Annotated in this window: 15 protein-coding genes and 1 tRNA gene; 7 read left to right on the top strand and 9 right to left on the bottom strand. The window is 68.4% G+C overall.

Annotated features, from left to right (window positions below; genetic code table 11):
* The first annotated feature begins 166 nt into the window (after positions 1–166).
* Positions 167–1,114, top strand: coding sequence for a sterol desaturase family protein (locus tag A5767_RS05530; RefSeq protein WP_006552530.1), 948 nt, complete (start codon positions 167–169; stop codon positions 1,112–1,114).
* Here the strand turns inward: A5767_RS05530 and A5767_RS05535 are convergent.
* Positions 1,095–1,781 carry a YceI family protein gene (locus A5767_RS05535; protein ID WP_064851856.1) on the bottom strand — a complete coding sequence of 229 codons (687 nt, stop codon included), beginning with the start codon at positions 1,779–1,781 and terminating at the stop codon, positions 1,095–1,097. The genes A5767_RS05530 and A5767_RS05535 overlap by 20 nt on opposite strands.
* Before the next feature lie 9 nt (positions 1,782–1,790).
* A complete protein-coding gene (locus A5767_RS05540) occupies positions 1,791–3,335 on the bottom strand; it encodes an MFS transporter (protein WP_156665129.1) in 1,545 nt (514 codons plus the stop codon).
* A gap of 98 nt (positions 3,336–3,433) precedes the next feature.
* Between A5767_RS05540 and A5767_RS05545 the strand changes: the two genes are divergently transcribed.
* Complete coding sequence (locus A5767_RS05545) at positions 3,434–3,976, top strand: TetR/AcrR family transcriptional regulator (RefSeq protein WP_064851858.1); 543 nt, start codon at positions 3,434–3,436, stop codon at positions 3,974–3,976.
* A 63-nt stretch (positions 3,977–4,039) separates the two neighbouring features.
* On the opposite strand, the gene A5767_RS05550 is transcribed toward A5767_RS05545, so the two are convergent.
* On the bottom strand, positions 4,040–4,534 hold the full coding sequence (locus A5767_RS05550; RefSeq protein ID WP_006552534.1) for a metallophosphoesterase family protein: 495 nt from the start codon (positions 4,532–4,534) through the stop codon (positions 4,040–4,042).
* Positions 4,535–4,611: 77 nt separating this feature from the next.
* Here A5767_RS05550 and A5767_RS05555 point away from each other — a divergent pair, with 77 nt between their 5' ends.
* Both A5767_RS05555 and A5767_RS05560 read left to right on the top strand, forming a co-directional pair.
* Positions 4,612–5,409, top strand: a complete 798-nt coding sequence (locus tag A5767_RS05555; protein ID WP_064851859.1) for an SDR family oxidoreductase — start codon at positions 4,612–4,614, stop codon at positions 5,407–5,409.
* A 144-nt stretch (positions 5,410–5,553) separates the two neighbouring features.
* Positions 5,554–6,099 (top strand): hypothetical protein, encoded by a 546-nt coding sequence (locus A5767_RS05560; RefSeq protein ID WP_064851860.1) that lies wholly within the window; start codon positions 5,554–5,556, stop codon positions 6,097–6,099.
* Here the strand turns inward: A5767_RS05560 and A5767_RS05565 are convergent.
* The 4 genes from A5767_RS05565 to A5767_RS05580 all read right to left on the bottom strand — a co-directional run bounded on the left by A5767_RS05565 (position 6,053) and on the right by A5767_RS05580 (position 8,281).
* A complete protein-coding gene (locus tag A5767_RS05565; RefSeq protein ID WP_064851861.1) occupies positions 6,053–6,856 on the bottom strand; it encodes an alpha/beta fold hydrolase in 804 nt (267 codons plus the stop codon). The two genes, A5767_RS05560 and A5767_RS05565, sit on opposite strands and share 47 nt — an antisense overlap.
* A 250-nt stretch (positions 6,857–7,106) precedes the next feature.
* Positions 7,107–7,197 (bottom strand) — tRNA-Ser (locus A5767_RS05570).
* Between the two features lie 46 nt (positions 7,198–7,243).
* Positions 7,244–7,720 carry a nucleoside deaminase gene (locus A5767_RS05575; protein WP_019290311.1) on the bottom strand — a complete coding sequence of 159 codons (477 nt, stop codon included), beginning with the start codon at positions 7,718–7,720 and terminating at the stop codon, positions 7,244–7,246.
* Entirely contained in the window at positions 7,721–8,281 is a 561-nt protein-coding gene (locus A5767_RS05580; protein WP_024102735.1) for a tRNA adenosine deaminase-associated protein, read from the bottom strand.
* 48 nt (positions 8,282–8,329) lie between these two features.
* Between A5767_RS05580 and A5767_RS05585 the strand changes: the two genes are divergently transcribed.
* Positions 8,330–9,292 (top strand): prephenate dehydrogenase, encoded by a 963-nt coding sequence (locus A5767_RS05585; protein WP_064851865.1) that lies wholly within the window; start codon positions 8,330–8,332, stop codon positions 9,290–9,292.
* The gene (locus A5767_RS05590; RefSeq protein WP_039586730.1) at positions 9,280–10,626 is read left to right on the top strand and encodes an amidase; all 1,347 of its coding nucleotides are present in this window, start codon (positions 9,280–9,282) and stop codon (positions 10,624–10,626) included. The genes A5767_RS05585 and A5767_RS05590 overlap by 13 nt, the downstream gene beginning before the upstream one ends.
* Here the strand turns inward: A5767_RS05590 and A5767_RS05595 are convergent.
* Together A5767_RS05595 and A5767_RS05600 are read right to left on the bottom strand one after the other, a co-directional pair.
* On the bottom strand, positions 10,623–11,222 hold the full coding sequence (locus A5767_RS05595; protein ID WP_072740572.1) for a putative glycolipid-binding domain-containing protein: 600 nt from the start codon (positions 11,220–11,222) through the stop codon (positions 10,623–10,625). The genes A5767_RS05590 and A5767_RS05595 overlap by 4 nt on opposite strands.
* Positions 11,223–11,307: 85 nt before the next feature.
* On the bottom strand, positions 11,308–12,327 hold the full coding sequence (locus tag A5767_RS05600) for a hypothetical protein (RefSeq protein WP_006552543.1): 1,020 nt from the start codon (positions 12,325–12,327) through the stop codon (positions 11,308–11,310).
* A 157-nt stretch (positions 12,328–12,484) separates the two neighbouring features.
* Between A5767_RS05600 and A5767_RS05605 the strand changes: the two genes are divergently transcribed.
* Complete coding sequence (locus A5767_RS05605; RefSeq protein ID WP_231413647.1) at positions 12,485–13,600, top strand: GIY-YIG nuclease family protein; 1,116 nt, start codon at positions 12,485–12,487, stop codon at positions 13,598–13,600.
* The last annotated feature ends 208 nt before the right edge of the window (positions 13,601–13,808 follow it).

A 13,808-nucleotide genomic window follows, 5' to 3' on the forward strand; every position in this document is an offset into this window, starting at 1 on the left:
GCCGGCCCGTCTCGACGGGACGGGTCAATTCCTACCAGCAATACCGAACCACCCGGAATCGTGAGGACGCGAGTCGCCACCCGGGTCCCGATTCGAGGGCCCTGGTGATGCAAGCCACACCAGCGGTAATGTGGACGGTTGTTCACAGCTATCGGAGGTCGTTGCGATGTGGGAAACCCTGCAGGAATCGTGGGGGTCGCTGCTCGACCCCCTCCACGATCCGGTGACCCTGGCGATTCCCGCCTTCCTCACCTTCCTGATCCTCGAATGGATCGCGGCCCGCACCCTCGAACACGTCGAGCCGGGCCCCGACGGACGCACCCGCCCCCCGCGCGGCGGCTACGAGAAGCGGGACGCACGCGCGAGCATCTCGATGGGTCTGGTCTCCATCGTCACGAGCGCCGCATGGAAGGTGCTGGCCCTCGTCGGATATTCGGCACTGTGGGTCTACGTCGCACCCTGGCACCTGCCCGCCGACGCCTGGTACACGTGGGTGATCCTGCTCGTCGGCATCGACGTCCTCTGGTACTGGTACCACCGGATGGCGCACCGCGTCCGCCTGGTCTGGGCGACCCACCAGGCGCACCACTCGAGCGAGTACTTCAACTACGCGACCGCGCTGCGCCAGAAGTGGAACAACAGCGGCGAGATCATCATGTGGCTGCCGCTCCCCCTGATCGGCATCCCACCGTGGATGGTCTTCGTCGGCTTCTCCGTCAGCCTCGTCTACCAGTTCTTCGTACACACCGAGCGGGTCGGCACGCTCCCCCGCCCGATCGAATTCGTGTTCAACACGCCCTCGCACCATCGGGTGCACCACGGCTCCGATCCCGACTACCTCGACCGCAACTACGCGGGCATCCTCATCATCTGGGACCGGATGTTCGGCACCTTCAAGGCCGAGGACCACCGGCCCACCTACGGGCTCACCAAGCCCGTCGGCACGTACAACATCTGGGACCTGCAGACGCACGAGTACCGGGCGATCGCCCGCGACTGGCGTACGGCCGGGACGTTCCGCGACAAGCTCGGTTACGCCTTCGGCCCGCCCGGCTGGGCGCCGAAACAGACCCACGAGGAGGAGACCGAGAACGTCAGTTCTGCTCGAACGTGACGAGGAAGTCGACGCTGCCCGCGCCGTCGACCGTCACGAATCCGAGGTTCGGCGGCTCCACGCCGTAATCGGTCCAGGTGGTGGGGATGCTCCCCGACGCCACGAGACGCTCACCCGTGCGCAGGACGTCGACGTCGACGGTCACGGGCCGTTCGGCGCCGCGCAGGGTGAGCGTGCCGGTCGCGGTGACGGAACCGATGCTGCCGTCGTCGGGCAGGGACGTCAGATCCACGGGCTCGGTGAGGGCGAACGTCGCCGTCGGGTGCGCCGCGGTGTCCATCACCCGAGTGCGAAACTGGCCGTCGCGCTGGCCACTGTCGGTGGTGATGCCCTCGACCTGCACGACGACCTCGGCGGCCTCGAGGGTGCCGTCGGTGATGGTCGCCGAACCGGAGACCCGATCGGTGCTGCCCACCACGGTGACGTCGGCCCCGCGCAGGATCTCGTGCACCGTGTAGCCGGCGGCGGTGCGGTTGGGTTCGGCACCCTCGACGACGGTCCACTCCCCGTCGAGCTCACCGGTCGCGGCTTCGGCACCTTCGGTCGAGACGGACGCGGCGGGCGCGTCGTCCTCGGCGATGAACGTCCCGTATACCCATGGGGCGACGAAGAAGCCGAGCAGCGCCACGACCACGACGGCGACGAGCGCCCACACCAGTTTCCGCATTCTGCAAATTTAAACGATGTCGGATTCCGTGTGGGGTGCTACGTCACTGCGGGGGCGCAACGTGAGCCACGCGATTCCGGCGGAGGCGATCATGAGGACCACCCCGATCCCGGAGGTGATCGTGACGCCGCTGTCGAACGCCGATCCTGCTGCGGCGAGCAACGCGTCGGCCCGGTCGGCGGGCAGGTTCCCGGCCACGGCGTGGGCGCCGCCGAGCGTCTCCCGAGCAACCTCCGACTGTTCCGTGCTCAACCCGGCAGGGAGCAGGAGATGCGCAGTGTAGGACGCGGAGAGCACCGACCCGAGGATCGCCGTACCGAGCACGGCACCCATCTCGTAGGCCGTCTCCGACACCGCCGACGCGGCACCGGCCTTCGCGGGCGGGACACTCGACACGATGAGGTCGTTCGACAGCGTCTCCGCCGCACCGATACCCGCGCCGAGGACCGCGAACGCCACGATGATCGGGGTGAGCGCCGACGGTGAGGCGAGCAGGAACACCAGCGCGTAGCCGGTCGCCGAGAGCAGGAGCGCGCAGACGATGATCGACGACGGCTGCACCCACCGCACGACCGCGACGACCGACATCCCGGCCACGACCATCACCGCCAGTCCCGGGACCAGGCTCAGTCCGGCCTCCATCGGGCTCTGTCCGATCACGAGTTGCAGATGCTGGGACACGAAGAACAGGAAGCCCACGAGGGAGACGACGGACAGTAGGTTCACCGCGACGGCACCGGAGAAGGTGGGCACGCGGAACAGACGGACGTCGAGCATGGGGTTCGGGCGCTGCAACTGCCGGCGCACGAACGCGACGAGCGCGACCACACCGACCACGGCCGGAACGACGGCGACGGCACCGAGGCCACTGTCGGCGATCTTCTTGATCGCGAAGACGATCGGCGCAAGGGTCAGCAGTGACAGCGCGATGCTCACGATGTCGATGCGGCCCGGATTCGGGTCCTTCGACTCGGGGACGAACATCGGCGCGAGCACGAGCAGCGGGATCAGCACCGGCACGGCCAACAGGAAGACCGAGCCCCACCAGGCATGTTCGAGCAGGAATCCGCCCATGATCGGCCCGAGTGCAGCGCCCGCCGCGAAACACGAGGCCCAGATCGCGATGGCGAGACGGCGCTGAGTGGCATCGAGAAAGATGTTGCGCAGCAACGACAGCGTGGACGGCATGAGCATGGCCCCGAAGAAGCCGAGTGCACCGCGGGCGGTCACGAGCAGTTCCGCGGAAGGTGCGTAGGCCGCAGCGACCGAGACGACGGCGAATCCGGTCGCGCCGATGAGCAACAGGCGGCGTCGCCCGATGCGGTCGCCGAAGCTGCCCATCGCCACCAGCAGACCTGCGAGCACCAGCGGGTAGATGTCGATGATCCACAACTGTTGCGCAGCGGTGGGCTGCAGCGCGGAGGAGATCCCGGGCAGCGCGAAGGCCAGGACGGTGTTGTCGACCGACACGAGCAGCACCGGAAGCATCAGTACCGCGAGCGCGACCCAGTCCCGAGGAGCCGCCTTCGTCACGGTGGGTTCCGAAACAGGCACAGATGTCGCCACGGATATCGAACTTTCGCGAGAGAGGAATCGAACCGTCGTTACTGTACCAGCTGGACGGTACAGTAACCACGTCGTACGATCGGGCCGTGCCACCTGCCCCTGCCGCCCGCGCCAAACTTCTCGACGCCTTCGTGACGATCCTGCTCGAGCAGGGCGAGCGCGCCGCGACACTCGAGTCCGTCGCCGCGGCGGCGAACGTGTCCAAAGGTGGTCTGCTCTATCACTTCCCGTCCAAGGACGCCCTCGTCGAGGCTCTCGCCGAACACCTCGAGACACTCGCAGCCGACGACGCCGAACTGATGCGCGCGGCTCCCGAAGGACCGGCGACCTACTACATCCGCACCTCGGTCTTCGCCGACACCCCGCTCGACCGGGCCATCGTCGCCCTGACCCGCCTGAGCCAGACCGCGAACCCGCGCGCCCAGCAGGCGCTGCGCCGCATCCATCAGGGCTGGTTCGAGGCACTGTCCGACGAGGTCACCGATCCCGCTGCGGCACGAGCGGTGATGCTCATCGGCGACGGGCTCTACTACGGCGCCGCCATGTCGGGCGAGACAAGCACGACGCCGCCCGAGGACGTCGACGAACTCCTGAAAGTCGTGCGGAAACTGATCGGCTCGAGCGACTGAGTTCGGGGAGGTTGCGTGCGTCCGTTCGCGAAAATACGCACACAACCTCCCCTTCGATCGCCCTCACCCGAGCCGATGCAGTTCGACGTCGCGGAGCACGCCGTCGTCGATGGTCGCGGTCATGTAGGTGCAGTACGGCTGCCGACGCCGGTCGGTGGGTGAACCCGGGTTGAGCAGGCGCAATCCGCTCGGCGCGGTCGTGTCCCAGGGGATGTGCGAGTGGCCGAAGACGAGGACGTCGGTGTCGGGATAGGCCGCGGCCATCCGATTGTCGCGCCCGGTCGACGCCCCGGTCTCGTGCACCACCGCGACGCGCACACCGTCGAGGGTCACCCGCGCGACCTCCGGCAGCCGTTCCCGCAGGAGCGGACCGTCGTTGTTGCCCCAACACGCGACCAGCTGCCGGGACCGCTCTTCCAGCGCGTCGAGCAGTGTCACGTCCATCCAGTCGCCCGCGTGGATCACCACGTCCGCGCGGGCCACCTCGTCCCACACCTGCGACGGCAGGTCGCGGGCGCGCGTCGGTACGTGGGTGTCGGCGAGCAGCAGCAGTCGCATGGCCCCAGTCTGCCGTGGGGTCACGGTCTGCCGTGGGTTCGCAGTGTGCCGCGGGCGCTCATGGGTAACCACGACGCATGACCACTCCAGCTCACGACAGACTCGCCATCGTCACCGGCGCCGACTCCGGCATGGGCAAGGCGACCGCCGAACTGCTCGCCACCGAGGGGTTCGACGTCGGCATCACCTTCCACACCGACGAGGCCGGGGCCGAGGACACCCGCGCCGGGGTCGAACAGCGCGGACAGCGGTGCTTCGTGGCCCGACAGGACCTGACCAGCCCGGACACCGCCGATGTGATCGACGAACTCACCGGAAAGCTCGGCGGTCTCGGGGTGCTGGTGAACAACGCCGGCACCGGACACCGCGACGAGGTGCTCGACCTGTCCTTCGAACGGTGGCGGGAGATGCTCTCCACCGACCTCGACGGCCCGTTCCTGTGCTCCCAACGAGCCGCGCGACACATGATCGACTCCGGGGGCGGCGGCCGCATCGTCAACATCACGAGCGTCCACGAGCACATCCCCCGCTACGGCGCCTCCGCCTACTGCACGGCGAAGGCCGGCCTCGGCATGCTCACGCAGTGCCTCGCCCTCGAATGGGCCCGCTACGGCATCACGGTCAACTCGGTGGCTCCCGGTGAGATCTCCACGCCCATGACCGGCATGAACGGATCCGAGGCCTTCCACGAGGAGCGACCGGGCAACCCCACCGGACGTCCCGGGCACGTCAACGAGGTCGCCTCCGTCGTCGCCTTCCTCGCGTCCCCACGCTCGTCGTACCTGACGGGGCGCTCGATCCCCGTCGACGGCGGCCTCATGTTGATGGCCGCGCACGGACACGACATGAACGACGGGAGTTGGCGCGAACTCTGACGACGACCGGCCGCCCATCCGCTAGCGTCCACCGGCGGATCGGTGGTCGACTCGGAATGGGGGAACTGGATGCGCACGACACCGTCTGCGGAGCGATTCGGGCCGGGAACGGCGAGGGGTTACCGAGCGACCCATCGTCCCGAGGTGTGGGGAGCGCTGATCGGCGCGGGTGGCGCGTCGGCCTTCATGCTCGTGAACGGTGCCGCTCTGGGATCACCGTGGACCTGGATCGTCGTCGTCGGATGGTTCTGCGCCATCGCTGTTTTCGTCTGTGCCGTGCTCATACGACCGCGGAGTTTCGAGCAGTTGGAGCCGCCCTCGAAGCAGGCATCGACGATCTACCTCGTGTCGGTCGCGGCCATGATCGTGCTGATCGTCGGTGGCGCAAGGCTTCTCGCGTTGTTCGATCGTTCGGAACTGACGGTCGCGTGGGTGGTCTGCGTCGTCGGTGCGCACTTCGTTCCCTTCGCACGGGCCTTCGGCCGCGCGATGTTCCGGGTCATGGGCTGGGGAATGCTGGTGATCGGAATCGTCGGTCTGGCAGGCGGTCTAGCATCGCCTGCGGTGGCAGCCGTCGCCGGTGTCGCGGCGGGGCTGTGGATGTTCGCCGTGGTGGTCGCCGACGCCGTCGGCCGACCTCTCGTCACCGGGCGTCGGCCCGACTCCACAGTTCCTCGAGCGCCTCGTTGACTCGTTCCGGCTGCTGGACGTGCGGGTAGAAACCGGGAACTTCGAGCAGTTCTCCCCCGATCCGGTCGGCGACGACCCGCGCCGTGATCGTCAGCGGATCTCCCGCCAGTCGCTTGTACTCGTCGGGTGCGCCCGCCCAGTCACCGATGACGACGAGCTTCGGCCACGGCGCCGCCGCGAGCGGCTCGAGGGGGATGTCGGCGTCCCAGCACGGCCTCTCCCGCATCGACGTCGCCGCTGCGCGTAGCCGCTTCGGGGTGGGTTCCGCCGGCGGCATGCCGACGCTCTCCGTGGTGAGACGCAGATAGTCCTCCGCAGTGAGCTCGGGCGGGAGCGCTGCCTGGGACGCGCGGGCGCGGGCGAGGTTCTCGGCGACGACCGGTTCGCTCTCCGCAACCTTCAGGCATCCGGGCTGGATCAGGCACAGCGAACGCACCAGGTCCGGCCGTTCCGCCGCTGCGAGCATCGCTGCGACCGCACCGTACGAATGTCCGACGAGATGGGCACCGTCACCGAGCAGTCCGACGATGTCGGCGGCGTCCACCTCGTAGTCGGTGCGATGGGCCCCGTCGAGATCCGGCGAGTCGCCGTGCCCGCGGCGGTCCATCAGGATCAGCCGACGTGACGCCCCCAAGGGCCGCTGCCGACCGAATCCGTAGGTCTCGTCGTCTCCCCAGGCCAGCACCCCGTGCACGAGAACGGCCGGCGGGACGTCGGATTCGGCGGGTCCGACGATCGTCGAGCAGACGCGATTCACAGTTCCCCTTCCGATTGCGAGGATGCAGACGCGAACCTATCGGAAGACCTGGGCGGATGCAGGTAGCCCGACCCACACTCCCTCGGGCGCTTCGTCGACTCCGCAGTCCACTCGCAATCAAGTTCGCTATCCGCCACAGCAATTGCTGCGGCGGATAGCAAAAGCCGTAGCGGATGCTTCGGACCCCGGCCTTGGCGACCTGCAGACATGAGAAAAGCCCCTCACCTGCACTAACAGGTAAGGGGCTCTCTGGCGGTGGCGGTGGGATTTGAACCCACGGACGGGGGTTACCCGTCACGCGCTTTCGAGGCGCGCTCCTTCGGCCGCTCGGTCACGCCACCGCTGACGACTCTAGCGGATTGCAGGCCTCATCCTGAAATCGCCTGGTCACAGCTCCGAAGCCGGCCCTCGATGTTCCCGGAAGAACGCCTCGAGCACGGCCGCGCACTCGGCTTCGAGCACACCACCGCGCACTTCCGGACGGTGCGTGAGGCGCCGATCGCGCACCACGTCCCACAGCGACCCGACGGCGCCCGTCTTCGGCTCCCACGCCCCGAAGACCACCCGCGATACCCGGGAGAGCACCGACGCTCCCGCGCACATCGTGCAGGGTTCGAGGGTCACGGCGAGGGTTGCGCCCTCGAGACGCCATCCGTCGCCGTAGACCTGCGCTGCCGCGCGCAGAGCGAGCACCTCGGCGTGCGCTGTGGGGTCGCCGGTGGCCTCGCGGGAGTTCGCCGCTCGCGCGATCTCGGTGCCGTCCGGCCCGAACACCACCGCGCCCACCGGTACGTCACCGGCGGGCGCGGCAGCGGCGGCCTCCAGCGCGACCCGGATCAATGCCTCGTCGTCGCGCAGCCCCATCTAACGGAGCTTGTCCAGGGTGTTACCCAGGACGTCGTCGAAACCGAGTCGCTGGGCGATCTCGTCGAGTTGCTCGTCGGGATACAGGTCGGTCTCCGACAGGATCACCGAGAGCACCGGCTCGGGCAGACCCATGTCGGCCAGGATGCCGAGGTCGCCTTCCTCCCACGGCTCGATGTCGTCGAGCTCGTCGGGATCGATATCGGGGATCTCGATGTTCAGCGCATCGAGGACGTCGGCGGCGATGTCGTAGTCGACGGCCATCGTCGCGTCGGACAGCAGCAACCTCGTTCCCGCAGGTGCGGGACGCACGATGATGAAGAATTCGTCGTCCACATTCAGCAGACCGAAGACTGCGCCGGAACTTCTCAGCTCCCGCAACTCGGTCACTGCGGTATCGAGACTCGTCAGTGCGGCACCGGACAACACCCGGCACTTCCAACGACCTTCCTCCCGCGTCACGGCGACGGCGAAGCCGTCGAGGTCGTCGCTCGAATTCCCGGCGGGGTTCCCGCTCTGGGTCACGGAAGGGCTCTTGTTCCCTACACGCTGTGCAGCCATGGGCGCAACGGTAGTCGGCCACGTCCGGTGAATGAAGCCCAGCACGGGATATGCCAACCTGATGAGGTGTCCTCAGCCGTCTCTTCCCCGCCCGTCTGTGTCCTCGGCCTCGGTCTGATCGGTGGTTCTCTGCTGCGCGCCGCCGCGGCCACCGGAAGGCAGGCGTGGGGTTACAACAGGTCGTCGCAGGCCGTGGAGGCCGCCGTCGCCGACGGCTTCGACGCGTCCACCGACCTCACGGCCACGCTGCGTCGCGCAGCCGACACCAGCGCCCTGGTGGTGATCGCGGTGCCGATGCCGGCAGTGGGCAGCATCCTCGAGGCGGTGGCCGAGCACGCCCCCGAGGTCGCGCTCACCGACGTGGTGAGCATCAAGGCGGAAGTGGCCGCTGCCGTCGCCGCTCACGGCCTGTCGCGGCGTTTCGTGGGTGGACACCCCATGGCAGGTACGGCGGAGTCCGGCTGGACCGCTGGGACCGCCGACCTGTTCCGCGACGCGGTGTGGGTGGTGACCGTCGACGACGGCACCGATCCCGAGGTGTGGCGGCAGGTCGCCGACCTCGCGCTCGACTGCGGCTCCGTCGTCGTGCCCGCCGAATCCCGGGAGCACGACGCGGCGGTCGCGCGAGTCTCCCATCTCCCCCATCTCCTCGCCGAAGCGCTGGCCCTCTCGGGCGCCGGAGGCGGCGATCTCGCACTCGGTCTCGCCGCCGGCTCCTTCCGGGACGGCACACGGGTCGCCGCGACGGCCCCGGCCCTGGTCGACGCGATGTGCGAAGGCAACGCGGAAGCCCTGCTGGTCGCGCTGGACGAGACACTCGAGGTGCTGAGAACGGCCCGGGAGCAACTGGCCGACCGCAGCACCTCCGAACTCACCCGCGCCGGTCACGCGGCTCGGACCCGCTACGAACAGCGCCGTCGCGACCCCATCCTCGGCACGCAGCCCGGCGACGAGGGCTGGATCGCAGCGTTCCGCGAGGCCGGACGACGCGGTGGAGTGTGGACACGATGAACCTCCGCGACATCGCCTCGGCGCTGACCACCGGCAAGACGACCCCCACCGAACACGTCCGCTCGGTTCTCGCCGAACTCGACGCCCTCGTCGGGACCCCCTGGGGGAACACCGTCGCCGCCCGCAACGACGAGGCGGCGCTCGAAGCCGCAGCCCTCGCCGACGAGCAGATCGCCGCCGGGAGCTGGATCGGCCCGTTGCACGGCGTCGCGGTCGCGGTGAAGGACAACATCGACGTCGCCGGGTTCCCTACCCGCTGCGGCAGCGCGGTCCTCGCCGATGCGCCTCCGGCCCGGCGCGATGCTCGCGTCATCGAGAAGCTCCGCGAAGCCGGAGCCATCGTGGTGGCGAAGACCCATCTCCACGAGTTCGCCTACGGGCCCACCGGGTTGATCAATGTGTCCGGCGCGGCCCCCCACCCCCACAACCCGGACCTGATCAGCGGTGGTTCGTCGTCGGGCTCCGCAGTGCTGGTCGCGAGGGGCGTCGTGCCCGTCGCGCTGGGAACCGACACCGGCTGCAGCGTCCGTACCCCGGCGGCGCTGTGCGGGATCGTCGGATTCAAGCCGGGCTTCGGTGCCCTGCCCGAGCAGGGCGTGTTCCCGCTGTCGACGACCTTCGACCACGTCGGTCTGCTCGCCGCCGACGCTCTGGACGCCTCACTCGCGTGGGGCGCCCTTCCGGGCATCGCGCACCTGCGCACCCCGGTCTCCGAACTGCGCATCGGACGCCTGCGGGGCGGCATCTGGGATCTGTCACCCGTCTTCGACGAGGCCGTCGAGACGGCGTGCCGCACCCTCACGGATCTGGGCGCCCGCGTCGTCGACGTGGAACTGCCCGAGACCGACGAGATGCTCGAGCTGTATCCCGTGGTCACCGGCTCGGAAGCATACGAGACGCATCGCGCGTGGTTCGAAGCCGATCCCGACCGCTACCAGCCTCCGACGGCCGCTCTGCTCGCCGCGCAACGCGACCGGCCGGCCTACGAATACATCCACGCGGCCCGGGCGGTGGCGCGACTACGTCACGACGTCGTGCACCGCCTCCGCACCGTGGACAAGCTCGACGCGCTGATCACCGTCACTACCGGCGTGCGTTCGGCGCCGCTGACGAGCGATCCCGTCGAGCTGCGCGCACCGCTGCTGCAGATGTGTGTCCCGTTCAGCGTCCTCGGTGTCCCGGCCCTGTCGGTGCCGGCTCCTGACGGCGGGTCGTCGCCGGTCGGACTCCAGATCGTCGGCCTCACCGGCGGCACGCACGGGCACGGCAGCCACCCCGCCGAATCGGCCGCGTTCGCCGTGGCGATGGCGGTGGAGGCGTCGGGACAGCCCTAGATGCGGGAGGCGAGTCCTCGGTACTCGAGGACGAAGCCGTCCTCGTCGACAGTCACCGACGACGACGAGCGCGGCGACAGCACATGGATGCCGTCGGACGCACTGCTGTAGACGACCGTCGCCTCCTCGATGCTGAGATCGATGAGGTTGACGTAGACGACGGGCACCTCCACGTCGTCGGCTCCGGCCTGCAGGTCGTGCCGGCGGATGGGCAGGGCGTTGAAGAACGGGCTGAACACCACATCGACGTCCAACGCCCCGCCGAAAGTGGACCGCTGATGGTCGATGCCGTTGTCGGACATCCAGATGCCCTCTTCGGACCGGGTGAGGGACATGTGCCGTTCGCCCGAAGCGAGGGTGGTGCGCACCGACAATCGGCGGGTGACACCGTTCTCATCCGTCACCAGGTCGTACGACGCGCTGAAGGCCGGATGGTCGGTGCACTCCGCACCCACGATGCGACCGGACGCCTTGATGCGGCGGCCGGAGAGCTGTACTCGTACCGACTCCATCCGAGACGCATCGGCCGCACGCCACGTGAGTAGCGCGGGCCACGTCGACGCGGAACCGGTGGCGTCAGAGGCTGGGGTGCTCACGGTCTATACGGTATGCGACGAAGCGCACACGGTGGGCAGCGGTGCCGTGATTCGTCCACAACACGGTTGCGGCGGGCCCACCTGCTCACGCCGTGTCCGGCAACGCCTCGTGCCGGGACATCTGACGCAGGTGGTGTGAGAACACCGACAGCGCCGCGGCGCCCACGGCGACGTTGAGCAGCGCCCCGAACTCCTGGACGGCGAACTCCAGCACGTCGACGAAGAAGACGGTGATCAACGCGGCCGTCCGGAGCGCACGGATCGCCCACCTCCGCCTGCGCCACAAACCCACCGATCCCACCACGCACAGCAGGACGGTGACGCCGGAGCCGACGAGCTGGATCACGGTCACCACGTTGCTCGTCCGCGCGGCGAGATCCTCCTCCAAGGTCGCGGCGGCATTGAGGAGAATGCCGACGGAGAAAACGGTGAGCAGGGCTGCCGCGACGCGGACGCTGCGCTCACCTCGCAGTCGCTCCGGCAGCCGGAGCGACACCCACGAGAAGCGCGATGGTACCTCCCGGCACCGGGCGAGCAGGAGATCGGTCTGTTCGACGACTTCGGGATCGACTCCACCCTCACGTGCGCGTTCGAGCTGCACTCGCGCCTGGTCGCGATCGGTCGGGGTCAGGCCGTGGGCGAGCCCGTCCGTCGCCGTGAGCGCGGCGTTGGCGAGATACTCGTCGGGCGACGGCCCGCGACGGAGGTGCACCGCTCGATTGACGACGAGCAGCAACACGACCACCACGTACATGATCGCCACCGAGGGTCGGTAGAAGTAGTCGTTGGTCTTCGTGACGAACTTGCCGACCTCGTCGAGGAAGAGACCGAACCCGATACCGCCGAGCAGCACCGCGATGCGGTCGGGCGCCCTGCCGATGAAGGTCAACGAGACCATCAGCGCGGCGACCATGAGCAGACCGCCCCACAGCACGTGAGCGATGTGCAGGACCGACCCGCCGACCTGCGGATAGCCCGTCAGATGCAGGTACAGACGAGTGACGAGGATGGTCGCGACGGCGATGATGAGAAGTGCTTCGACCTGCGCGGACGACGCGGTGTCCCGCAACAACCGAGAACGGGAACGGGTCCGCACCGCTGTCATGGCACGCGAGCTTATCCGGCTCGGGTTCTCCTCGGGTTCTTCCTCCGGATTCGGCGGCGCGGCGCCTGCGCGGAGCGACTCCCCAATCTTGTGTGTGGCCTAGAGTCGCTCTATGCGCACAGTGTGGACAGTTCCTCCGAACATTGCCCAAACTCTGTTGGAATCTCCCGAGATCCAGATGTTCCTGACCAGCAACGAGTTGCCGGATACAGCGGACGATCCACGCCAGAGACTTGCGGAGTTCACCCACGCGCTCGGCGCCCTCAGCCGTCACATCGGACGCACCTTCGGTTCCGTGGACGCAGCCAACCGCGAACTGTTCGGCGGCTCCGCCGGCAAGGTCCCCGTGGCACTGCGCCTGACCGTCCTGCGGGCTCTCGTGAACCATGTCGAAGACCGCGCCCCCAGCCCGAAACTGCTTCCGAAGAACATCTGCGACCAGCTCGGCGCCTACGTCTACGCCCTGCTCGACCCTCGCGACCGGAGCATCTTCTACGTCGGCGCCGGACGCGGAAATCGCATCTTCACCCTCGTCTGGACGGCGCTCGGAGAGACCTCGAAGCTGACCGAGGCCGGCGAGAAGACACCGCTGGCCACCCCCGAGACCGAGGCGGCTCTGCGGCGCATCCGAACCGTCTACGAGTCCGGCTACGCGGTGGAGCATTTCGTCGTGGCCGACGCGCTGAACCCGAAGACCGACGCCGACCACACCGCCGCAGTGACGGCCGAAGCGGTCATCGCGGCGCTCGGACTGACCGAACCGCACCGCGGCGAATGCGTACTCACCAACCTGGCGGGCGCAACCGAGGAGTCCGAAGCCGATCGCACGGCGATCCCGATCGCGGAGCTCGTCCGTCAGTACTCGGCCTCGCCTGCTCCCGAGCTGCCGACGCCATGTGTGGTGCTGCGGGTCAACGAAGCGAAGAAGGCGTCGCCGGCTGCGGTGCGCGAACTCGCGTCCAAGCCGTGGCCGGCAGGATCGGCGGCGCGTGGAATCGACGGACTGCCGATCATCGTCGTCGCCGACAACATCGTCCGCGCGGTCTACCGCGCTACCGGGTGGGAGGCAGCCGCTCGCACGGAGGAGAACGGCGGCACGATCCTCTACCGGTTCGTTGGGGAGGCCGACGAAGAGCTCGAGGGCAAGTTCGTGAACACTCGCGTCACGCCGGACCGGCTGGGTCTCAAGCGTTGGCCGTCGCACGGTTGGGCTCCGCGTCTGACGCGTGCACTGCCGCGGCCGGTCGCGCGTCCGAAGGCACCGCGCCCCTGATTCTCCGGCTGCTTCCCGGTTCGTCTGCGGACCGGGAAGCAGCTCGTGCCGGTTCTCGAAAACCGTTGGGCCGGCACATTTTCTGCATAAGAAAACACGAAAGGGGACCCACAGTGTGGGTCCCCTTTCGGAACGGGTGTTCGGCGGTGTCCTACTCTCCCACACCCTGTCGAGTGCAGTACCATCGGCGCAGACAGGCTTAGCTTCC

The organism is Rhodococcus sp. 852002-51564_SCH6189132-a (assembly GCF_001665495.1).
Taxonomy (GTDB): domain Bacteria; phylum Actinomycetota; class Actinomycetes; order Mycobacteriales; family Mycobacteriaceae; genus Rhodococcus; species Rhodococcus pyridinivorans.